This window comes from Pantoea sp. SOD02, from assembly GCF_024707505.1.
GTDB classification, from domain to species: domain Bacteria; phylum Pseudomonadota; class Gammaproteobacteria; order Enterobacterales; family Enterobacteriaceae; genus Pantoea; species Pantoea symbiotica.
Genome location: NZ_CP102604.1, coordinates 1,595,255 through 1,616,935, shown reverse-complemented (window position 1 = coordinate 1,616,935; position 21,681 = coordinate 1,595,255). Strand labels below are relative to the sequence as shown.

Here is a 21,681-nt window from a genome sequence, read left to right as displayed (position 1 = left end):
GATGATGAGCCTGTTTAGCACCCTTGAAGAAGCCATTGAAGCCGCTCGCGAAGAGTTCCTTGCCAGCCAACCTGAGATCGCTGAAGAAGATGCCAGCGTCAGCCAGTTTGCCCTGCAGAAGTATGTGATGCAGGATGGCGACATTATGTGGCAGGCCGAGTTTTTCGCTGAAGAGGATGGCCAGGGTGAATGCCTGCCGATCTCCAGCGGAGAAGCCGCGCAGGCCATTTTTGACGGCGATTTTGATGAAGTCGAACTACGTCAGGAGTGGCAGGCGGAAAATACGCTGCACGAATGGGATGAAGGCGAATTCCAGCTGGAACCTCCGCGTGACCTTGAAGAGGGTGAAGCTGCGGCGCAAGAGTGGGAAGACGACAACAGCCCTTCTGACAATCTGTAATAACGCTTATTCGTACGGGCCGTGACTGGCATCCACGGGCAGTAACAGCGTGTCCATGACCAGCGATAGCGGCAAATCGAGAATGGTCAGCACACGCCACGGTCCGTCACGAACGTCCCACTGCACGCCGGGATAGTATTGATTGCCGTGACCTTGGCCAGGAAAGGTGCGGCTGATGATACTGCCACAACCAGTGAGCAGAAGAATGGCGGCGCTAAGCGCGGTTATTTTCAGGAAATAATTCACAACATTTACTCACAATGAACTGGCGTTAGTTTAACTGCCTGTGAGGTGAAATACCTACTCCTGACGCGTAAAGATTGCGTCATATTCCGGGCGAAAAAAAAGCGGCATCTCTGCCGCTTTTCACTTTCTCATCTTTAGCGCTGTGGCAGCGCCTCTGGATTGAGCTTCAGCTTCTGATAGCTTTCCACCCACTGATGATATTTGTCCGCGCTTTCCCACAGGCGTGAGTGCACACGCGCCAGCACCACTGGATCGCTGATCAGCTGCAAACGCTGCTCGCGGTTCAGTTTCTCTGGCGCATCACTCAACGCCTGATCGACACGACGGTCACGCGCATGGTCCAGCAAATCACTCTGCTTATGACGCGATGTTGCCATCGCCGTCGCCAGCGCGTTAAACGCCGGGTTAAACAGCGCATGCATAAAGCCATTTTTCAGCGCGCGTTGACGGTTGATCTGCAGGTAGTGATCGGTATCGACCAGCTCTTTTGGTGGCTCATACTCTTCCGGGATCAGGAACAGTTTGGCGTTCTTACTCTTCTGCCCTACCGTTGCACGGCTCGACATCACCGACACAAACGGAGACAGGATCAGCGAGAAGACGATCGGCGACAGCCACCACAGGAAGTTCAGGTCGAGGAAGCCCATTCCGCCTGCCCACACGATACCCAACAGCATCTGTGAACCATGACGACGGAAAGCTTCGCTCCACGGCGTCGCATCATCATCACGCTGCGGCGAGTTCCACACCACTTCCCAGCCGAGGAATGCACTGACCACGAACACGGTGTGGAACAGCATGCGTACCGGCGCCAGCAGCACCGAGAACAGCATTTCCAGAATTAGCGAGAAGAACAAGCGGATGGCGCCACCGTAAGGTTTCGCTCCCTTGAACCAAATCAGCACCACGCTCAATAGCTTCGGCAGGAACAACAGCACCAAAGTGGTTGAGAACAAGGCAATCGCCAGATCCGGACGCCACTGCGGCCACACCGGGAACAGCTGGCGTGGTTGTAGGAAGTAGGTCGGTTCCATCAGCGTGTGCACCACCTGCAAGGCAGTAGACAGCGCAAGGAACATGAACCACAACGGAGCAGAGAGATAAGACATTACGCCCGTCAGGAACACCGCACGGTGAACCGGGTGCATCCCTTTTACCAGGAACAGACGGAAGTTCATCAGGTTACCATGGCACCAGCGACGGTCACGCTTCAGCTCATCCAGCAGGTTCGGCGGCAGTTCTTCATAGGAGCCAGGCAGATCGTAGGCGATCCACACGCCCCAACCGGCACGACGCATCAGCGCGGCTTCAACGAAGTCATGCGACAGGATCGAACCGGCGAAGGAACCTTCACCCGGCAACGGCGCAAGCGCACAGTGCTCGATAAACGGCTGCACACGAATGATGGCGTTATGGCCCCAATAGTGTGATTCACCCAACTGCCAGAAGTGCAGACCGGCGGTGAAGAGCGGACCGTACACGCGCGTGGCGAACTGCTGGCAACGGGCATACAGCGTATCCATGCCTGATGCTTTTGGCGAAGACTGGATAATACCGGCGTTCGGGTTAGCATCCATCATGCGCACCAAGCCGGTAAGACACTCACCGCTCATTACGCTGTCGGCGTCCAGCACCACCATGTAGCTGTAATTGCTGCCCCAGCGACGGCAGAAGTCATCGATGTTGCCGCTTTTACGCTTCACACGACGACGACGGCGACGATAGAAAATCTTGCCCGCGCCACCGACATCACGTACCAGCTCCATCCAGGCTTTCTGTTCGGCGATGGCGATATCCGCATCGTAGCTGTCGCTCAGAATGTAGACGTCGAAGTGCTCGGCGTTGCCCGTACGTTTGACCGATTCCCAGGTCGCACGCAGGCCAGCAAACACACGTTCTACGTCTTCATTACAGATCGGCATAATCAGCGCAGTACGATGTTCCGGATTCAGCGGTTCATCGCCGGTGGTCGAATACGAAATGCTGTATTTGTCGCGACCAATCAGCAACTGCAGGAAGCCCATCAGCGCGGTCCAGAAACCGGCTGAAACCCAGCAGAACAGAATGGCGAACAGGAACAAAATCCCGGTCTGCAGGATATACGGCAGAATCAGCTCAACCGACTGCAGCCAGTTCTGGTTGAACATCTCGATCGGATCGATCAGCGTCCAGCCCTGATACGGCAGAATGGTTTTCATGTACCAGGTTGCCACCACGGTCTGCAGAATCGTCAGAATCAGCAGCACATAACGACGCATGGAGCCAACGTGGCGCCACTTATCTTCGGTTTTCTGCTCTTCAACGGTGGCATAACGCGGATTGGATTTCTGGCCGCGCAGGGAATCCCAGGCGCGCGCAATCGGGTTGGTACGCCAGATCTCCGGGAACATCAGCGAACGCTTCACTTTCGGCATCGCCTTGAGTGTGGTGCGGTCGAGATAATCCTTGCTGAGCTGCTGACCATCCGCAAGTGAGTCCGGCCAGGCCATTTGCACACGGGATGACACCGATTTCAGCGGCGCATCATCCGGGCGCTCGCTGGCGGCGTTATCCTGCCCCAGCGACGTATGAATAGCGTGGAACGCCTGCGCATTCTGTAGCGAATCGCTCAGACGGGCGCGCCCTGCCGCATCAAGCGGCAGAGCCTCCACGTAAGATTGAGGTAGAAATATCGATTTATTCATTGGCAGGTAGCTGATAGCTCCAGGTTTCCGTCAATGTCTTGTCGCCGCTCACCAGCGCCGCACGCATCTCAGTCGGCTGCTTGTTATCTTTCACACGCAGACGCAACACCAGACGCCAGCCTTTGGTCACCGGGTTGTAGCGCACACTCTGCTCAACCACGTCAGCGTTATTACCCACGCTCACCTGCGGTGCCACTTGCGTATCTTCCGGCAGCTTGCTCATCGCTTTGCCAACGAAATCCACGGTGAAGGCGATAGAACCATCAGGTTGACGTACCAGATTCGACTGCTTCACATCACCGGCAGAGCGCAGCGTGTCTTTCACCCAGGCGATATCGTCGGAGTGCAGCTGATTCTCGTCACGGGTGAAGTGCAGACGATACTGGAAGTTCATCTCTTTGCCTGGCTCAGGCAGTTTTTCCGGCGTCCAGAACGCAACGATGTTGTCGTTGGTTTCATCCGCGGTTGGAATCTCTACCAGCTCAACGCGACCTTTGCCCCAATCACCCTGCGGCTCAACCCAGCCACTTGGGCGCAGATCGTAGCGATCGTCGAGATCCTGGAAGCGGCTGAAATCGCGCGTGCGCTGCAGCAGGCCAAAGCCTTTCGGGTTTTCAACGGTAAAGGTGCTGACCGCCAGATGTTTCGGGTTATTCAGCGGACGCCAAATCCATTCACCGTTGCCAGCATGAATCGAAAGACCATTCGAATCGTGCAGCTCTGAACGGAAGTTAGTCACCGGCGAAGGCTGGTTAGCACCAAACAGGAACATACTGGTCAACGGCGCAACGCCCAGTTTGCCGACGTTATCACGCAGGTAAACTTTAGATTGCACATCAACCGTCGATTCTTTGCCCGGTTTGATGATGAAGCGATAGGCACCGGACGCACGTGGTGAATCCAGCAGCGCATAAATCACCAGCTGTTTGTCCTGCGGTTTTGGACGTTCAATCCAGAACTCTTTAAAGCGCGGGAACTCTTCGCCGGACGGCAAGGCAGTGTCAATCGCCAGACCGCGCGCCGAAAGACCGTACACCTGGCCTTCGCCAATCACACGGAAATAGCTGGCACCGAGGAAGCTGGTGATCTCGTCGTCTTTGCCCTTTTTATTTAAAGGATACAACACCTTAAACCCAGCAAAGCCGAGGTTTTTGACTGAATCAGCATCGTGTTTTACGTTGCCGAAATTGAAGTAGTCAGGGTTATATTTAATTTCACGTACTGAAGACGCCGTCACTTCGTTAATTTTCACCGGCGTATCGAAATACATGCCCTGATGATAGAACTCAAGCTTAAACGGCGTGCGCAGTTTGCCCCAATAAGCTTTGTCGTGGTTAAACTGGATCTGCTGATAGTCAGCAAACTTCATTTCACGAAACTGAGAGGGTAAATTGCTTTTTGGCGCTTCGAAACTTTTCCCTGCCAACGCCTTGGCTTGTTTTGCAACATCATCAATGTTAAACGCCCAACTATTGTTGGCATACATAGCCAGCAGAACTGCCGCGCCTACCCAGCGCATCTTTACCAGTCCCACTTTATTATTCACATTATTCAGCACATCCCCCCCTTTCGTGTGCTTAGATCAAACCCGATTATCTTAAAGGATTATTCGGTTTTCCGACAGCGTATGTAATAGATTGTTCCGCTGATTTGTAAGCTGAAAGTGTGCTTTTAGGATAATTAAACCCCGCAAAATCACATACAGATTCACCTGATAGTATACCCTGTTTACAGCCGGTAGAATTTTCCTTCGGCATAATCCGGTTTCAGGGTGAAACCGGCAAGTAAACTGACTATTGGAAGATTATGAGTTCAGCAAAACCCGAACGTGAATATTTCCTCGATTCGATTCGCGCATATTTAATGTTATTAGGCGTGCCTTTTCACGTCTCCCTGATTTACTCCACGCAAAAATGGGCTGTGAACAGCCATGACGCATCGATGTGGTTGACGGTGTTGAATGACTTTATTCACGCCTTCCGCATGCAGGTGTTCTTTGTTATCTCAGGCTATTTTTCCTACATGCTCTACTTACGCTACCAGCCGCAACGCTGGTTGAAAGTGCGTCTGGAGCGTGTCGGTATCCCGATGTTGACCGCCGTTCCGCTGATTACGCTGCCACAGTTTTTCATCACTAAAAATCTCACCGATAAAATCGGCGACTGGAGCAGTTTCTCGCTGTACGACAAGTACAACACGCTGATGTGGGAGTTGATCTCGCATCTGTGGTTTTTACTGGTACTGGTGATTTTGACCACGCTGGGTATGGTGGCGTTTCGCTGGCTAAACAAGCAGCAGCGCAGCATCAATTATCAGCAAATTGGCTGGGGTAAACTGACGCTGGCGCTGCTGATTTATGCGTTGATTTGGTGCGCCTTCCGCCGCGTGCTGTTTTATTTCGTCCCGGCCGTTTTTGCCGATGGCCTGTTCAGCATTGCCGTGATGCAAATGCTGATGTTCCTGCCGTTCTTTATGCTGGGCGCGCTGAGCTGGAAGCATCAGGCGCTGAAGGCGCTGTTTGTACGCTTTAATCCGGTGATGTGCTTTGGCGCTATCGCGGTATTTATCGCTTACAGCCTGAATCAGCGTTACAGCAGCGGTGAAGGTTGGCTGTACGAGATCGATATGATTATTTCGACGCTGATGGGTTTGTGCATGCTAAACGTCTGTTTTAGCTTCGGGCACAAGCTGCTGAACAGCCATTCGCCGCGCATTATGTATCTGGTGAATGCTTCGCTGTTTATCTATCTGGTGCACCATCCGCTGACCATTTTGTACGGCATCTACATCACGCCGCACATCGGTAGCGACACGCTCGGTTTCTTTGTCGGCTTGTTGATGGTGTTTGGCGTGGCGTTTACGCTGTATGAAATCCATCTGCGCATTCCGCTGCTGCGCTTCCTGTTCTCCGGTAAGCCGCAGCAGCAAAAGAAATAATCGGTTAACGCAGCAGACTCAAGCCAGAAATGCCTGGTTTTCCAGGTGCGCATAAATGCGCACCTGGAAAACCGGGCCCAACTTTTGTAGGGTCACCATTTATGGTGACCCAAATTATAACAACCACTCAACCGGCAAACGCCACACCAAACGCACCAGCAAGCGCTGCAGCAGCGTGCACTGCGGTTCGTGTTTATGCACCACTTCGCCCTGCTCGTTCGCAAACTCCACCCAATTGACGCGTCCCCACTTATCCAGACGCAGCGTCCAGGCGCGATCGCGCATCCCGGCAATAAAGCGCTGATGGGTTTGCTGCGCCAGGGTTTCACTCTCAATCACCAAACCCATTTCGGTGTTTAGCATGGCGGAACGCGGATCGAAGTTAAACGAGCCGATAAACACTTTGCGATTGTCGACGGTGAAGGTTTTGGCATGCAAACTGGAACCCGAATTACCGGTGATGCCGCGATCGTGTGGCGCGCTTTGCGGATTATCCTGCGGCTTCAGTTCATACAACGCGATACCGTGGCGCAGCAGTTTTTTGCGCCAGCGCGCATAACCGGCATGCACCACCGTGACGTCATTCGCCGCCAGCGAATTGGTGAGTATCGCAATCTTCACCCCGCGCCGCTTCAACGCCAGCAGCTGCGCCACGCCAGCACGCGTCGGGACAAAATAGGCCGAGATAATATCGAACTGCTGCTGCGGCGTGCCAATCACTTCCAGCATGCGCTGAGGCAGCAAACTGCGGCGTTTTGCTTTGCCGAGCCCTTTACGCGGATCGTCGCTCAGCAGGCGCGATTCCGCCCACGTCATCTCCAGCTCGCCCTGCTCCATCTGGCTGATAAACGATGAATGCTCCAGCCGCGCCAGATAGCGCTCTACCGCTTCACTCTGCTGCCACTCTTGCGGCAAGCGCACCGCCTGATGCGCATCGCCGCTCACGTCAACCACCTTGCGCAGCGGCGAAACGGCTTTACTGCGCCAGTAGCGTTCGAAATCCTGTGTCACTTCGTCCACCACCGGACCAATCGCCAGCACATCGAGATCGGTAAACAGCGGCTCATCGCCGGTACCAAAATATTCGTCGCCGATATTGCGCCCGCCCACCAGCGTCGCCGCGCCATCCACCGTCAAACTTTTATTGTGCATCCGCCGATTGAGGCGGGAAAAATCGGTGAGATAACCGAGCGCGCGCAAGGTGCGGAACGAGAACGGATTGAACAGACGTACGGCGATATTGGCGTGGCGATCGAGTTCCGCCAGCGTTTCATCCAAACCCGGCGTGTTGTTGTCATCCAGCAGCAGTCGCACCTTCACCCCGCGCTCGGCGGCATCCAGTAGTGCGCTAAACAGTAAGCGGCCGGACATGTCGTTGTGCCAAATGTAGTACTGCACATCAATGCTGTGCTGCGCCATGCTCATCATCTGATAGCGCGCAGCAAAAGCGTCCAATCCATCGTTAAGCGGATGAATGCCGCTCATGCCCGGATGCCGCGCGCAACGCGCCTCAACACTCGGTTTCAGCCCGTTGCCCGAATGTTCCTCAGGCGGCAAAGAAGTTGCTGCTTCACTCATAGTGAATCCCTGAAAGCTGTGGACCTATTATTGTTGGTATCAATGCGCTAACAAGCAATCGGAGGCTTCCTTTTCTGCCCGATGGCGCACCGTCAATTTAGTCTAGACTTAGCCAGGCGTTCTGCATTCTGCATCCGGCGTTCACCGTGAGGAGAGGATTATGACTCAGCAATCCCTGCGCCATCACCCTCAGCTGTTCCGCAGTTTCTTTCAGGGCAGTTTTCCCTGTTCAACCGCCTGTCGTGCAGGCGGACGTCGGCTCGATATGGTGATCAGCAGCGGCCACGATATGCTGCTGGAAAAAGATTATGCCGCGTTAGCGCAAGAAGGTTTGCACACCGCGCGTGATGGCGCTCGCTGGCATCTGATTGAAGCCGTGCCCAACACATATGACTGGCGCACCTTTCTGCCGATGGTGCATGCCGCTGCGCGTCACGACATGCAGATTATCTGGGAGCTGGCGCACTTTGGCTATCCCGATCACCTGGATATCTGGAAAGCCAGCTTTGTCGATCACTTCGAACGCTTCGCCCGCGCGATGGCGCAACTGATGCGCGATGAAGGCATCGAACAGCCCTTTTTCACGCCGATTAACCAAATCTCATTTTGGTCGTGGGCCGGCGCGGACGTTTCCTGGCTCGATCCCTACGCCAGCGATCGCGGTCGCGAGCTGAAGCGCCAACTGGTGCGCGCCTCGCTGGCGGCGATGCACGCCATCCGCGAAGTCTATCCCGATGCCCGTTTTGTGCTGACCGATCCGCTGGTGCAGGTGGCGACAGATCCTGAGAATCCCGACAGCAAACCCTACGCCGACGCGCAGCATCAGGCGCAATTTGAGGCCTGGGATTGGATTGGCGGACGCGATGCGCCGGAACTGGGCGGTCGCGCGGATTTTCTCGATATTCTGGGTCTCAATTACTATCCCGACAATCACTGGTTTTTCTCAGGCGAAACCATTCCGCTCGACCATCCAACGCGGCAACCGCTGCACCGTTTATTAATGCAGTGCTGGCAACGCTATCAGCGCCCGATGATTTTGGCTGAAACCGGCGCTGAAGGTGATGCGCGTGCGCCCTGGCTGCGTCACATAAGTGAAGAAGCGCGTCTGGCGCTGGATCAGGGTGTGGCGCTGGAAGGAATTTCGCTCTATCCGGTGGTGGAATATCCAGCGTGGGCCGACGATCGGCGTTCACCGGGCGCGCTGTTCGGCCTCGGCGATCCCAATGGCAATCGCACCTTGCATGAGGCGCTGGCGCTGGAGTTGCGCAGTCAACAGATTAAGTGGCAGAACTGGCAGACAAAAAGCTAAGACTGTTGCGTGGTGGTTGGTTTTTGCGGACAGGTTTGCACATCAAGTGAAGGATCAGCCGGATGACGTACGTCGGTGAGCCAGGTCATAGTGAAGAGAAATACCACGCCAATTAGACAGGCGGAGAGCAGGCCAATTATGGCGATCAGTTTGTCATCTCTGGATTCCATCGACATCTCCTTGCAGGCTTCCTTTTCCCGGTGCTGACCTTAACTCATCCACAGCGTAATCATCAGGACGAAGATTATAAGCGTAACCGAAGTGACTGCAAGTACCACAATAGCGAAGAGCGCGTCGTCGAGCGGCTGCCGATAAGGTTCGTCGTGGTCGTCTGGTGGTGCAGGTGAACTCATGATGACTCAAAAATAAAGGCGAGTTTTCGTGCAGGATTGCCGCTCAGAGTGTAATGCAATGTGCTCTAAGTTACAGGATTATTTCTTGCGGAAAAAATAACGGGGCGCAAGCGCCCCGTGAAGAACAGATTAGAAATCGTAGCTCAGTGAAACCTTCACCGTACGCGGTTCACCCTGAGACAAATAGGTGCCGCTGTCATCGACGTTGGCCCAATATTTCTCATTGGTGACGTTATCCACGCCCACGCGCCACACCATATCGTTCTGGTTAACCTTCATGCGGTAACGCAGACCCAAATCCAGCGTGGTGTAATCATCCAGCTTCATGTTGTTTGCCAGGTCAGCGTATTGCGAACCGGTGTAGTTCAGCAATGCCGTGGCAGTCAAACCGTCCACCGGCTTGATGTCATACTCCGCACCCAGCGCCGCAGTAAAGCGCGGAACGCCAATAGCGTTTTTGCCATTCTGATCGCTGTCACCGGTTTTGGTCATATCCGGATCGATCCAGGTGGCGCTGCTGTTGAGACGCAGGCCCAGCACCGGCTCACCGAATACGTTCAGCTCCACGCCACGGTTACGCTGCTCGCCATTCAGTTGGTAAACTGAATTGTTCAGCACGCCAACCGGCTGTTTGATTTCAAACAGCGCCAGCGATCCGCCAACGCGGCCAAAGTCCGCTTTGACACCCACTTCGTTCTGCTTCGCGTGCACGATGCCGGTCACGCTACCGTAGTTGGTGGCGGTAAACGGCGCGGCGGTGCCCGGCGTCAGCGATTCGGTATGGTTGGCATACAGCGAGATATTTTGCGTGGCTTTATACAGCAACCCGTACGCTGGCAACCAACGGCTGCTGTCGAAACGTGTCGCGGTATCTTCTGCGCCGTCATAACCGTAGTTACGCACCACCACCTTCTGATGACGCGCGCCGACAGTTGCCAGCAAGGTGTCATCAAAGAAGCCCAGCGTATCGCTCAGCAGGTAGCCCTGCGAACGTGAACGGTACGTGGTCAGTGGATCGCTGAACTTAGCGCCACCAGCAAACACGCTATCCGGTTCGGCCACATCCTGCGGATTATAAATGTTCACATTGGCATCGTTGCCCGACGACATGCGATAGCTGTTTTTCGCATTCGCGGTCATCGCTGAATAGCCGAAGTTCACTTTATGCGTCACTGGACCGGTGGTGAAATCACCACGCAGACCAACCATGCCGCTCATGTTGTCCTGCACGCGATTGGTGCGGAAGCGGCCAATGGTGGCGTTGCCAGCGCTATCGAGGATCTTCGGAATGCCGTAGTTGCCCACTTCATGGGTGTGCTGCGCGCCGAGGCCCGCATAGGCGGTCCACTGATCGGTGAGATCGTATTCGGCTTTCGCCAGACCAAACTCCGACTCGATATCGCTGAACACCCAATTCTGGCTGTAGTTTTTCGAGTTGGACGGCACATCAGGAATGAAATCGATGCCGCTGATGTTGATGCCGTTACGCGCATCGTGGAAGGTCTTTTTCTGGTAGCCGACGTCGAGCGACGTACGCAGACGATCGCCACGATAATCCAGGCCGAGTGACGCAGCGGTGGTGCGTTTCTTCTCGCCATCCACCTCAGTGCCGCCTTCGCGGTTAACCGCATTCAGACGCACACCAAACTGGTTATTGTCGCCAAAACGACGGCCGATATCGGCGGTGCCGCCCACTTGTGAACCGGAAGTGTAATCCACACCGATGCGCGTCAGTGGCGTATCATCAGCGTGCTTCGGCTCAAGGTTAATCATGCCGCCGACGCCGCTTTCCGCCGAACCATTCAGCAAGGCGTTAGCGCCTTTGAAGATCTCCACGCGATCGATTAGCGAGGCATCCATCACCTGACGCGGCACGATACCGGCCAGGCCGCCGTAAGTCATGGCATCGCCATCCAGTTTGAAGCCACGAATGCGATAGCTCTCGGCAAAGTTGCCGTAGCCTTTCAGATTCTGCACGCCAGCATCGTTACGCACCACATCACCGATGGTTTGCGCCTGCTGGTCCTGAATCATTTTCGAGGTAAAACCGATGACGTTGAACGGCACGTCCATGGCGTTTTGCTCACCCAGCATGCCGAGACGGCCGCCGTGCGCAACCTGGCCATCAAGGAACGCTGGTACCAGATCGTCGCCGCCTGGTTTGAAATCGGTTTGTGGTGTCGCGGTCACGGTCAGCGTCTGCTGCTCATTTTTCGCGTTGGTTTGAGTTGTGGTGTTGGTGGTAGCAGCCATCACTGGCAAACAACCGGCGCTGACCATAACGGCCAACAGCGTCGGTTTCAGTCCGGGATTGAAAGGCATAGCGCGCATGGGATCCCCTAATGCAAACGAAGTGATAATCATTATTATTGCGGTTTGCGATTATGCGCAGTCGTTGCCCGAAAGCAAGAAAAATCCTACTTTCTGCGTTCATATCATGGAGGAGTGGTGCATTAGATACCCTGCCCGGTCTTGTAGGGTCGCCATTCATGGCGACCAATGCTTATCACTGAAGAAAGGGTTTTGCTTTGAATAGGTAGCGGGCTCTGACACATCTGCTGCGTCACGGGCCGTCCTCGCGCCGCTAGCGCGGTGCCTTCGGCTTCCACGTCGTGCCAACGGACCGTTCGCGGATCGGCCTTCCCTGGCCGCCCCCGAACTGCCTCACGCATCCATGCGTGAGGCTCCTGGCCCAACGTAAAAGCCTCAGCGCTGCGAATAGCCCTTTTGCCGCAGCAGACGCGCCAGCGCCTCTGGCAACTGTGCCCTTTTCAACAACATGTACCGAAGCTTACGAGCAGGCCAGGTGCGCTTTTGGTTAGGCAATCCGCAGCGCTGAACGAAGCGAGGAAGCCAGGAGAGCCCGCAGGACGCGGGCGAAAGGCGGAGCCGGGACAAGGAAGTCCCGTCTCCGCCGGTCCGTCAGGCAAACGAGCTAAGTGAAGGTACCGCGTAAGCGGCGCGAGGACCGCCGGACCAAAAGCGCATCTGGCATGCGTTCGTCGCGGACTTAACTAACAAGCGCCATTCATAGCGACCTGCTATCAGACCTCGCGCCAGCGTTTAAACACCAACGAGGTATTAATACCGCCAAACGCAAAGTTATTGGATTGAATAAAGTCCGTCTCAATCTGGCGCGCTTCGCCGATGATGTAATCAAGTTCACCGCATTCCGCTGCCGGTTGCGACAGATTCAACGTGGGCGCAAACCAGCCTTCGCGCATCATCTCAATGCTCATCCAGGCTTCCAGCGCCCCGCACGCACCCAACGTATGACCAAAGTAGCTTTTCAGCGAAGAGATTGGTGTGCTATTGCCATAAATCGCCGCAGTGGCCTGACTCTCGGCGATATCGCCGCGATCGGTGGCGGTGCCGTGGGCGTTGATATAGCCGATCTGCTCCGCCGTAACACCGGCGGTTTTCAGCGCACGCTCGATACAAATCTGCATGGTTTCCCGCTGCGGCTGGGTAATATGCGCGGCGTCGCAGTTGGTGTGAAAACCCACCAGCTCCGCGTAAATGGTGGCTCCGCGCGCCTGCGCATGTTCCAGCGATTCGAGAATCAAAGTGCCGGCGCCTTCGCCAATCACTAAACCGTCGCGCTGCTGATCAAACGGCGCGGGCGAGGTGTGCGGCGCGTCGTTGCGCTGGCTGGTGGCAAACAGCGTATCAAACACCGCTGCTTCGGATGGACACAACTCTTCTGCACCACCCGCCACCATCACGGTTTGATAACCGTGGCGAATCGCTTCCCACGCATAACCAATCGCCTGGCTGCCCGAAGTACAGGCGCTGGACGTCGGGATCACCCGGCCGCGCAGGCCGAAAAACAGGCCCGCATTGACGGCGGTGGTGTGCGGCATCATCTGCACGTAAGTGGTGCCGGTGATGTTGTTGGTGTGCTTTTCGGTCAGCATGGTAGCGAACTCACTCACCGGTCCGGTGCTGCCGGTTGAGGATCCGTAGGCAATGCCGGTTTCACCGTTGGTCAGCACCGGATGGTCGATCAAACCGGCCTGTTCCAGCGCGAGTTCGGTCGCGCGCGTCGCCATCAGTGAAACGCGGCCCATCGAGCGAATGCGTTTGCGCGTGTAATGCGCGGGAGGCGTGAAGTCGTCCACCGGCGCGCCAAGCAGCGTGTGCAAGCCGTCGTAAACCTGCCATTCCGGCATATGACGCACCGCATTTTTGCCCTGCCTGATCCGCTCAGCCACCGCGCTCCAGCTCTCACCAAAGGCAGTCACGCCGCCCATGCCGGTTACCACTACACGCTGAATCACAGCATACCTCCATTGATTGAAATCACCTGACGCGTGACGTAGCCCGCGATGTCCGACATTAAGTAGCTGGCCAATCCGGCGACTTCATCTGCCGCGCCCATGCGCTTCATCGGAATCAGCTTCATTGCTTCATCAATCACCAGCGGCTCAAGATCGGTCATGCCTGTATCAATCAAGCCGGGGGCGATGCAGTTCACGGTAATTTTGCGTTTCGCCAGCTCAATTGCCAGCGCTTTGGTGGCACCGATGATGCCCGCTTTGGCGGCGCTGTAGTTGACCTGGCCGCGATTGCCCATGATCCCCGATACCGAAGAGAGCGTAATAATACGTCCGCCCTTGCGCAGGCCAATCATCGGCATCACGCACGGATGAATCACGTTGTAGAAGCTGTCGAGATTGGTGTGGATCACGCTGTCCCACTCATCATCGGTCAGCGCCGGAAACGCCGCATCGCGCGTGATGCCCGCATTGCTCACTACGCCGTAATAGGCGCCGTGCGCGGCGATATCCTGTTCAAGTGCGCTGCGTGTAGCCTCGCGCTGCGCCACGTCAAACTGCAAGGTGCGTCCACATCCGCCCGCCGCTACAATCTCTGCCAGCGTCTGCGCTGCACCGGCGCTGTCGCGGTGATAATGCACCACAATCTCAAAGCCATCCTGCGCCAGACGCTGTGCAATCGCGCGGCCAATTCCTTTACTTGCGCCGGTCACTAAAACGCTGCGTGTCATGGCTGAATTCCTTGTTGCAATTGAATTAACTCGTGTTCATTGGGCTGATAAGTATTCAGCCGCCCACTGGCGATGATCGCCTCACCGCAGCGGATTTCCCCTTCGAAGCTGCCCAATCGGTCGTCGCGCATCAGCAGGCGCATTTCAACGCACAGCTTGCTGTTGGCGGCGAAAGCGGCGCTGCTGGCACGATAGCCGCGTCCGCCCAGCAGCATGCCGGGACGAATCTCACTGTCGCCGCGCTGACGCGCATGAAATCCCGACCAGACGCCAACGGTCTGCGCCATGATCTCCACGCCGTACCACGCCGGCAAATCGCCCTGCGGGGTGAGAAACGGCGCCAGCACGCCCGTTGCGTTGATGCTGACTTCGCAGATCACGCTGTCGTCGGTGACCTGGATGACGCGATCCAGCAGCAGCATCGGCGCGCGATGCGGCAGATAGGCATCAACCGGCAGAAAATCACTCATGAGGCTTTCCTACAATCAGGCAGGCATTGTTCCCGCCAAAAGCAAACGAATTTGAAGCAATCACCGGACGCGCCAAAGGCTGCGGCGCGGTGATCAAACCGCATTCTGGCAGCGAGGTATCGCGTGCCACCTGCGAGAAATCCTGCGGCGGCAGCGGCAGATTCTGCTGCAGAATCAGTGCAGCCAAAGCCGCTTCGGTCGCGCCCGCCGCGCCCAGCGTGTGGCCGGTAAGGTGTTTGGTTGAACTGCACGGCACGCGGTCGCCAAACAGGCGATGAATCACTGCAGATTCCACCTGATCGTTCAGCGGCGTAGCGGTGCCGTGCAGGTTGATGTAACCGACATCCTGCGGCTGTAAACCCGCCTGTTGCAGCGCCATCCGCATAGCGCGCTCGGCACCGATACCTTCCGGATGCGGTGCCGACATGTGCCACGCGTCCGACGATTCACCGCAGCCGAGCAGCGCCAGCGGCTGCTGTTCGCGCGTCAACAGTAGCAGCGCGGCAGCTTCGCCAATCGAAATGCCGTCGCGATTGGCGCTAAAGGGCGCGCAGTGACCTTCAGAGAGCGAATCAAGGCTGGCGAAACCGTTAATCGGCATGCGGCTCAGCGAATCCGCGCCGCCCACCAGCGCCACGTCCGCTAATCCGGCATCAATCAAACGTTGGCCGCTGATGATCGCACGAGCACTGGAGGAGCAGGCAGTCGAAATGGTGTAAGCCGGACCATCCAGTTCTAGATAGTGTGCCAGGAAGCGCGACGGATCGCCAAGCTCCTGCATGCGGTAATCGTAGCCCGGCAATGCGTCATCCACCTGACGATCGCCTTCATCGACGCCGGAGGTGCTGGTGCCGAGCACAATCGCCACGCGCTCGCGGCCATATTGTGCGATGGCCGCATCCAGTGCCGGGCGTATCTGCGCCAGCGCAGCCAGCACCAGCTGATTGTTGCGGGTGTTATGCGCCGCCAGCGCGGCAGGAATCGGCGGCAACGCGCCCTGCACTTCGCCCAGCCAGCAGCGTTTGCCGTCTTGCAGCCAGCCGTCGCGCGGCTGCATGCCCGGCGCTTCACCGGCTTGCAGCTGCGCGGCAATCTGCGCCAGGTTATTGCCCAGCGCATTCACCATGCCAAAAGCGGAGATGTAGATCATGATGACGCATCCAGATGTTGGATTTGAATCTGATAGCCAAAAGCACGTTGATCGATGCTGATAGGCTCACGCATCTCGCCGCGCTGCAGATAGCGAATCAGCGTCACCACCTTGCCGGACGGATCGCGCAGCTCGCGGCGATCGTCGATGTCGGTCAACGTCCAGCCGCGCGGCAACTGCGGCTGCCACGCGCTGATCGGCCAGTGGCTGAGCATTACATCCGCCAGCACCTGACTGGCGGGCGGCATTTCCGGCAGCGCCATCATCTGCTGCGTGTGAATGCCGTTTTTATCATAGGTGACGCGGAACAGGCGGATGCCAAGCGATGACAAACCGGCGAGGCTCAGCTGTTGCGAATCAGCGCTCAGCAGCACCAGCAGCGACTGGGTTTTGCCTTTGGCGTGGCCGGTCAGCAACTGCTGCTGCTGAAACGCTGGCGAAATACCCGGCGCTGGCAGCGTGACGCGCACGCCCGGTTTCAGCCACGCGCTCGGCCGATTGAGATCGCTCTGATGCTGCGCGCAGCCGCTTACCAGCAGGCTCAACAGCAGCAAAATGCCCATTTTCATCGTTGCTTCCTTTTCCCCGGAGCCAGCGCCAGCGGCGCCAGCAAGAATGCACAAAAAATCCCGCTGCACAGCACGGTACCAAAACCGCTGATGGCCGCAGTGCTGCTGAACACCAGCATGCCGAGCGTCAACAGCGTGGTCATCATCGCCAGCGTCACCGCCAGCATCGAGGTTAACGGCGTGCCGCGCGGATTGCTGAAGAACAGCGTGTAGTTGATGCCGATGCCCAGCACCAATATTAACGCCAGCAAGGCAAACAGATTGAGGCTCGCGCCGATCCAACCCAGTGTCGCCAGCGCCGCCGCCAGCGACAGCCACGACGGCAGCGCGCTGCGCATGCCTGCTTTCACGCCCAGCCGCAGCATGTAGCTGGCGGTAATCAGCAATAACGCCAGCGCCAGCAATCCGCTCAGCAGCGTGCGCCAGAAGCGGAACAGTTCATCGTAGCTGGCCTTGCGATCGACCCAGCTGACGCCCGCCTGTTGTGACGCCAGCTGCTGCAGCGCGGTGCTGTTTTTAACGCCGCCGATCGGCACCAGCACGCTGCTGCGTCCGTCCGGCAGCGACAACCACAGCAGCCGCCAGCCTTCACTCAGCGGGCTCGCCAGCCAGTCGGCGGCGGTCACCGGCATGGCGCTGAGATTGGCATTCGCTACCGTGATGCCCGCCTGCTTCAATTGCTGCAGAATGGTGGGTGCGGCCTGTTGTAGCAGCGCCACATCCTGCTGCTGCTGCGCCAGCGAACTGAGCGGCAGCACGCGATAACTGCTAAACCAGCCTTGCTGCTGCGCCTGCTGTAGCTGCGGTGCCAGCGCGCTCAGCCTTTGCAGCGCTTGCTGTTCATCATCGCCCCACACCACAAACCAGGTTTGATCGGCCTGCTGACCGGTCAACTGCGCCAGCTGGCGATCCTGCGCTAACAGTTGCGCCGGTGCGCTTTGCAGATGGGCAATATCATCATCGACCTTAAGTTGCAGCATGCCGCTCAGCGCATAGATCGCTACCAGCGCCGGTAAACCGCACTTCAGCCAGTTATTGCGCCGCCACGCGGCCAGCCAGCGCGCCAGCCACACCATTGCCGGAATCGGTCGCACCGGTAAACCGCGCACCAGCCACGGATAAAAACCGATCACCGTCAGGCAGGAAGCGCTCAATCCGCTGGCAGCAAACACCGCCAGCTGGCGCAAGCCGGGGAACGGTGCCAGCAGCATCAGCAGCCAGGCAATCGCCGTGGTGCCGAGCGCCAGCAACAGCGTGCCGCGTACCTTATGCAAACTTTGCCACGGCGTGGCCTGCTCGCCGTGCACCATGCGTTCCGTCAGGTAGTAAAGCGTATAATCGGCCGAGATACCGACAATGCTGAGGCTCATCACTAACGTTGTCAGATGCAGCTCACCAAAACAGAGCAGCGTTAGCACCGTGCCCGCCATCGCGCCAATCGCCACCGACAGTGCGCACAGCGCCAGCGGTCGCAACGAACGGAAAACCAGCCACACCAGCAGCAGCAATCCCGCTAATGTCGCACTACCGAGGGTTTCGACATCATGCTGCGCGCGCTGGCTGGCATCGTCGCTAAACAGCACCGTGCCACGCGTCAGTAATTGCGCATCCGGCCAGCGGGTTTTCAGCTGCTGCTCCAGCTGATTGAGCGCGGTCACCAGCTGATGGCTCTCTTTGATACTGAAAGCATTGCTCGCCAGTTCGCCGTGCAGGAAATACCAGCGGCGCTGCTGCGCATCGTTGACCGTCAGCCAGCCGTTATGCAGTAGCATTTTGTTGGCACTCTGCTGCAACGCTAATTGCGCGCCGCGCACCAGCAGTAGCGGATCGTTGCCGATCTCTTTGCTGCCGACGCCCGCGAAGGCCGAGAACAGCTGCGCCAGAATCCAGTCGGCCTGCGCACCGCCGCCGTTCTGCATGCGTGTGCGCGTAGCCGGATCGATCAAGCCGTTGCGATGCTGAAAAGCATAGGCGCCCCAGCGCTGCATTTGATCGTCATCCAGCGCGCCGCTGACCTGTTTCAGCATCGGCAAGGCTTGCAGCTGCGCTTGCCACCAGGCCGCGACCGCATCGCCGTCTTGATTGTTGGCGCTCACCAGCCACACCAGTTGACGATCGAGGCGCTGCATAAAGCCGTGCTGGATCTCCGCCGGTGCCTGGCCGAGGTTCTGCTGCGGCAATAACGCCAGCACGCTGCTGTTCAGCTGGCTGCGCGGCAGCAACATCGCCAGCGCCAGCGCTAACGTCAGGCATACCGCCAGCCATAGCAGCGCAACGGTTTTCTCACTGCGCTGGGGCAAAACGGGCTCGCTCTTCATCGGTTAACTGTTTAGGTTCGGTGCGGGTATCGCTCAGCGTGATCTCGGTTTTATCGCCCTGCTTGTCATCCAGCGTGATGCGGTTGAGGAACGCTTCGCCCTGCAGATCGATACGGTTAAAGATCTTATTTAACGGCGCGGCTTTCGGCGTCAGGCCAAGCTGCCAGCGGTTGTTGCCCTGATCGTGGAAATCGAGCTCAAAGTTCTCGCGCAGTACCTTTTCATCCGCCTGAAACAGCGCGCGCAACAGATGGTTGAACTGGAACATCTGCGGATTGCTGTCGGCAGTGATAACCTGCGGCGGCTGGCCGCTCATGCTTTGCACCATGCGCTTGTCATCGAGGATCAGCATCAGCGGGAACGGCGTGGCTTGCTGCCACCACAAACCCTGCTGCTGGGCGATCAATAGCTGACCGCGTGACACCAGCGGCTGCGCCATGCCAGCAATGGTGCGCACCTGAACAAAATTGGCGCGGATCACCGGTTGGCTGGCGAAGCGCTGTTGCAGCTGCTCGATCGTGACCGCGCTGGCGTTGGCACAGATCACCAGCAGCAGCAGACAAAGGATTCTGATCACGGTTTCACTCCCAGGCGTTCAAACAGAATATCGGGCGAGACAAAACACATCTCCTGCGTGGCCGCATTTACCGCCACCTGCAGCGTGTGTGCTTTGGTGGTCACCTGCCCCGCCGCGTTGCGGATCACGTAATCGATGCGCAAACGGTTTTCGTATTCGCTGATACTGGCGGCGACGCGAACCACCTCTTCGCAGCGCAGCGGCTGGCGGTATTTCACGTGGGTATCCACCACCGGCCAGACGTAGCCGCTGGCGGCCATTTCGCCGTAGCTGTAATTGACGCTGCGCAGCAAGGCTTCGCGCGCCACTTCAAAGAAGCGGAAATAGTTGCCGTGCCACACCACGCCCATCGGATCGCAATCGTGAAACGACACGGTAATTTCCACCTCAGCGCGGTAGTTGCTTTCACTCATCGCGGCTTTTCTCCTCGGGCAACGTCCAGAAATCGTAAAAGTTAAACCAGTCCAGCGGCGCCATCAGCGCGTGCTGTTGTAGCCGTTCGGCGTAGCGATCGACCGTGGCTTGTAACGCCTGCTGGCGCTGCGCACGCGGCAGCGAGAGCGGATCGGCGAAGGCTTCGCAATGCACTCGCAACCGGCCCTGTTCACGCAGGGCAAACATCAGCAGCACTGGACAACGCAACGCCGCCGCCAGCACAAACGGTCCCTGCGGAAACGGTGCGCGCTGGCCCATAAATTCGCTCCACACTACGCGACGCTCGCCGCCACGCTGGCGATGCACGGCGGTGCGATCGCCAACAATCGCCACCCATTCACCGGCATCCAGTTTTTGCTGCAGCAGAATGGCGGTTTCCGGGCCGATATCGGTGACCGGCATCAGATTCACGCCCGCCTGTGGCGCAATGCTCTCCAGCACCTCGCGGAAGCGCTGCGCATTGTCGGTAAACACCAGCGCGTTAATCACCAATCCGCTGACCTGTTTGGCCATCGCGCGGCAGGCTTCGATATCACCGAGATGCGAGGCGAGAATCAAATGACCTTTGCCTTCGGCGGCGCGAATGGTGGCTTCAGCACCGGGCGCGAAATCGATATCTCGTCCCCATTGCAGATCGCCGCGCCAGCTGGCGACTTTATCCAGCATGCTGTAGCCGAAACGCAGAAAGTGACGATAGCTGTTGAGCGGCGCAGGCAGCGCGATGTTCTGCTGTTGCGCCACCGCCTGCACCCGAGTCAGCCACTGCTGCGAGGCGGCGCGCGCGGTGCGTCCAGTTAGCCAGTAAACCGCCACCACTGGCCACAACAGTAAGACAAAAGGTAAGCGTCCGGCACGCCGATAGAGCCACAGCATAAAGCGTAAACCGCTCTGACCGCGCCGTTCCGGCGTCGCCGACCAGTGCTGCGCATCGCCACGCTGACGCAGCAATTGCGGGATGCGCGGCAACATGCCGAAGAACAGCCGTGTGTGCATCCATGAGATGCGCAGGTTGTCACGCAGCGCGTCAAAGTGCGACACGCCGCTGGCCGGATAGGTCACGCGCGTGGTGATAAAACGGCTCGGCGTGCCCTGCCAATAGAGACGCACCATGATTTCGGTATCGAAATCCATGCGCTGACCAATCGGGCGGCGATCGCACAACGCCAGCGACGGTGCGAGCGGATAGACGCGGAAGCCGCACATGCTGTCTTTCAGCGAAAACGACAGCGTTTCGACCCACACCCAGAAATGGGTGATGTAGCGACCATACAGGCGCGATTTGGGAATCGAAGCGTCGTAAAGCGGCTGACCGGAGATCAGGCAGTGCGAATAACGCTGCGCTTCGGCTAACATACGCGGCGTGTCTTCCACCTGATGTTGGCCATCGGCATCGAGCTGCAGCGCATGGCTAAAACCCGCCGCCGCCGCCGCGCGCAAACCGGCAATCACCGCCGCGCCTTTGCCCTGATTATGCGGCAGCGTCAGCACCTGCAACTGTGGCGCATCCAGCGCTGCAATCTGCTGTTTGGTGCTGGCATCGCTGCCGTCATCCACCAGAATCACCGGCAAATTAAACGGTGCCAGCCGCGCCAGCACCGACGCTAGCATCGCGCCGTGGTTATAGCAGGGAATTAATACGCAAGGCAT

At 57.5% G+C, this 21,681-nt stretch carries 18 protein-coding genes; 3 read left to right on the top strand and 15 right to left on the bottom strand.

The window, feature by feature from the left end; all coding sequences use genetic code 11:
* Positions 1-4 precede the first annotated feature (4 nt).
* The gene (locus NR302_RS07480) at positions 5-400 is read left to right on the top strand and encodes a MysB family protein (RefSeq protein WP_008103134.1); all 396 of its coding nucleotides are present in this window, start codon (positions 5-7) and stop codon (positions 398-400) included.
* Positions 401-406: 6 nt separating this feature from the next.
* Here NR302_RS07480 and NR302_RS07475 read toward each other — a convergent pair whose 3' ends face one another.
* From NR302_RS07475 to NR302_RS07465, 3 genes are all read right to left on the bottom strand, one after another.
* Positions 407-646, bottom strand: coding sequence for a YceK/YidQ family lipoprotein (locus NR302_RS07475; protein WP_008103136.1), 240 nt, complete (start codon positions 644-646; stop codon positions 407-409).
* A gap of 134 nt (positions 647-780) precedes the next feature.
* The gene (gene mdoH / locus NR302_RS07470; RefSeq protein WP_008103139.1) at positions 781-3,330 is read right to left on the bottom strand and encodes a glucans biosynthesis glucosyltransferase MdoH; all 2,550 of its coding nucleotides are present in this window, start codon (positions 3,328-3,330) and stop codon (positions 781-783) included.
* Positions 3,323-4,858 (bottom strand): glucan biosynthesis protein G, encoded by a 1,536-nt coding sequence (locus NR302_RS07465; RefSeq protein WP_175501680.1) that lies wholly within the window; start codon positions 4,856-4,858, stop codon positions 3,323-3,325. The genes mdoH and NR302_RS07465 overlap by 8 nt, the downstream gene beginning before the upstream one ends.
* Before the next feature lie 278 nt (positions 4,859-5,136).
* Here NR302_RS07465 and mdoC point away from each other — a divergent pair, with 278 nt between their 5' ends.
* Entirely contained in the window at positions 5,137-6,267 is a 1,131-nt protein-coding gene (mdoC, locus tag NR302_RS07460) for a glucans biosynthesis protein MdoC (RefSeq protein WP_258144917.1), read from the top strand.
* Positions 6,268-6,381: 114 nt separating this feature from the next.
* Here mdoC and NR302_RS07455 read toward each other — a convergent pair whose 3' ends face one another.
* Positions 6,382-7,845 carry a phosphatidylserine/phosphatidylglycerophosphate/cardiolipin synthase family protein gene (locus NR302_RS07455; protein ID WP_154192225.1) on the bottom strand — a complete coding sequence of 488 codons (1,464 nt, stop codon included), beginning with the start codon at positions 7,843-7,845 and terminating at the stop codon, positions 6,382-6,384.
* A gap of 160 nt (positions 7,846-8,005) precedes the next feature.
* Between NR302_RS07455 and NR302_RS07450 the strand changes: the two genes are divergently transcribed.
* A complete protein-coding gene (locus NR302_RS07450; RefSeq protein ID WP_258144916.1) occupies positions 8,006-9,154 on the top strand; it encodes a beta-glucosidase in 1,149 nt (382 codons plus the stop codon).
* On the opposite strand, the gene NR302_RS07445 is transcribed toward NR302_RS07450, so the two are convergent.
* The 11 genes from NR302_RS07445 to NR302_RS07395 form a co-directional block, all read right to left on the bottom strand.
* On the bottom strand, positions 9,151-9,324 hold the full coding sequence (locus NR302_RS07445; protein ID WP_258144915.1) for a hypothetical protein: 174 nt from the start codon (positions 9,322-9,324) through the stop codon (positions 9,151-9,153). The genes NR302_RS07450 and NR302_RS07445 overlap by 4 nt on opposite strands.
* 312 nt (positions 9,325-9,636) lie before the next feature.
* Entirely contained in the window at positions 9,637-11,838 is a 2,202-nt protein-coding gene (locus NR302_RS07440) for a TonB-dependent siderophore receptor (RefSeq protein WP_154181476.1), read from the bottom strand.
* A gap of 713 nt (positions 11,839-12,551) precedes the next feature.
* A complete protein-coding gene (locus NR302_RS07435) occupies positions 12,552-13,787 on the bottom strand; it encodes a beta-ketoacyl-ACP synthase (protein WP_258144914.1) in 1,236 nt (411 codons plus the stop codon).
* Positions 13,784-14,515 carry a 3-ketoacyl-ACP reductase FabG2 gene (locus NR302_RS07430; RefSeq protein ID WP_258144913.1) on the bottom strand — a complete coding sequence of 244 codons (732 nt, stop codon included), beginning with the start codon at positions 14,513-14,515 and terminating at the stop codon, positions 13,784-13,786. Before NR302_RS07430 ends, NR302_RS07435 begins: the two co-directional genes overlap by 4 nt.
* Positions 14,512-14,985 (bottom strand): 3-hydroxy-fatty acyl-ACP dehydratase, encoded by a 474-nt coding sequence (locus NR302_RS07425; protein ID WP_258144912.1) that lies wholly within the window; start codon positions 14,983-14,985, stop codon positions 14,512-14,514. Before NR302_RS07425 ends, NR302_RS07430 begins: the two co-directional genes overlap by 4 nt.
* Positions 14,978-16,135: a beta-ketoacyl-[acyl-carrier-protein] synthase family protein gene (locus tag NR302_RS07420; protein WP_258144911.1), complete on the bottom strand. Its 1,158-nt coding sequence runs from the start codon at positions 16,133-16,135 to the stop codon at positions 14,978-14,980. Before NR302_RS07420 ends, NR302_RS07425 begins: the two co-directional genes overlap by 8 nt.
* Complete coding sequence (locus NR302_RS07415; RefSeq protein ID WP_258144910.1) at positions 16,132-16,704, bottom strand: DUF3261 domain-containing protein; 573 nt, start codon at positions 16,702-16,704, stop codon at positions 16,132-16,134. The genes NR302_RS07420 and NR302_RS07415 overlap by 4 nt, the downstream gene beginning before the upstream one ends.
* Positions 16,701-19,022 (bottom strand): MMPL family transporter, encoded by a 2,322-nt coding sequence (locus tag NR302_RS07410; protein ID WP_258144909.1) that lies wholly within the window; start codon positions 19,020-19,022, stop codon positions 16,701-16,703. Before NR302_RS07410 ends, NR302_RS07415 begins: the two co-directional genes overlap by 4 nt.
* Positions 18,988-19,599, bottom strand: a complete 612-nt coding sequence (locus NR302_RS07405) for an outer membrane lipoprotein carrier protein LolA (RefSeq protein ID WP_258144908.1) — start codon at positions 19,597-19,599, stop codon at positions 18,988-18,990. Before NR302_RS07405 ends, NR302_RS07410 begins: the two co-directional genes overlap by 35 nt.
* Positions 19,596-20,012 carry a thioesterase family protein gene (locus NR302_RS07400; RefSeq protein WP_258144907.1) on the bottom strand — a complete coding sequence of 139 codons (417 nt, stop codon included), beginning with the start codon at positions 20,010-20,012 and terminating at the stop codon, positions 19,596-19,598. Before NR302_RS07400 ends, NR302_RS07405 begins: the two co-directional genes overlap by 4 nt.
* Positions 20,005-21,681, bottom strand: coding sequence for a glycosyltransferase (locus tag NR302_RS07395; RefSeq protein ID WP_374990643.1), 1,677 nt, complete (start codon positions 21,679-21,681; stop codon positions 20,005-20,007). Before NR302_RS07395 ends, NR302_RS07400 begins: the two co-directional genes overlap by 8 nt.

Bases quoted from the DNA above. Each gene is read 5' to 3' on its own strand.
- NR302_RS07480 (WP_008103134.1), top strand. From the start codon at position 5: ATGAGCCTGTTTAGCACCCTTGAAGAAGCCATTGAAGCCGCTCGCGAA.
- mdoH (WP_008103139.1), bottom strand. From the start codon at position 3,330: ATGAATAAATCGATATTTCTACCTCAATCTTACGTGGAGGCTCTGCCG.
- mdoC (WP_258144917.1), top strand. From the start codon at position 5,137: ATGAGTTCAGCAAAACCCGAACGTGAATATTTCCTCGATTCGATTCGC.
- NR302_RS07455 (WP_154192225.1), bottom strand. From the start codon at position 7,845: ATGAGTGAAGCAGCAACTTCTTTGCCGCCTGAGGAACATTCGGGCAAC.
- NR302_RS07450 (WP_258144916.1), top strand. From the start codon at position 8,006: ATGACTCAGCAATCCCTGCGCCATCACCCTCAGCTGTTCCGCAGTTTC.
- NR302_RS07445 (WP_258144915.1), bottom strand. From the start codon at position 9,324: ATGGAATCCAGAGATGACAAACTGATCGCCATAATTGGCCTGCTCTCC.
- NR302_RS07440 (WP_154181476.1), bottom strand. From the start codon at position 11,838: ATGCGCGCTATGCCTTTCAATCCCGGACTGAAACCGACGCTGTTGGCC.
- NR302_RS07430 (WP_258144913.1), bottom strand. From the start codon at position 14,515: ATGACACGCAGCGTTTTAGTGACCGGCGCAAGTAAAGGAATTGGCCGC.
- NR302_RS07425 (WP_258144912.1), bottom strand. From the start codon at position 14,985: ATGAGTGATTTTCTGCCGGTTGATGCCTATCTGCCGCATCGCGCGCCG.
- NR302_RS07420 (WP_258144911.1), bottom strand. From the start codon at position 16,135: ATGATCTACATCTCCGCTTTTGGCATGGTGAATGCGCTGGGCAATAAC.
- NR302_RS07415 (WP_258144910.1), bottom strand. From the start codon at position 16,704: ATGAAAATGGGCATTTTGCTGCTGTTGAGCCTGCTGGTAAGCGGCTGC.
- NR302_RS07410 (WP_258144909.1), bottom strand. From the start codon at position 19,022: ATGAAGAGCGAGCCCGTTTTGCCCCAGCGCAGTGAGAAAACCGTTGCG.
- NR302_RS07400 (WP_258144907.1), bottom strand. From the start codon at position 20,012: ATGAGTGAAAGCAACTACCGCGCTGAGGTGGAAATTACCGTGTCGTTT.
- NR302_RS07395 (WP_374990643.1), bottom strand. From the start codon at position 21,681: ATGCCTTGCGTATTAATTCCCTGCTATAACCACGGCGCGATGCTAGCG.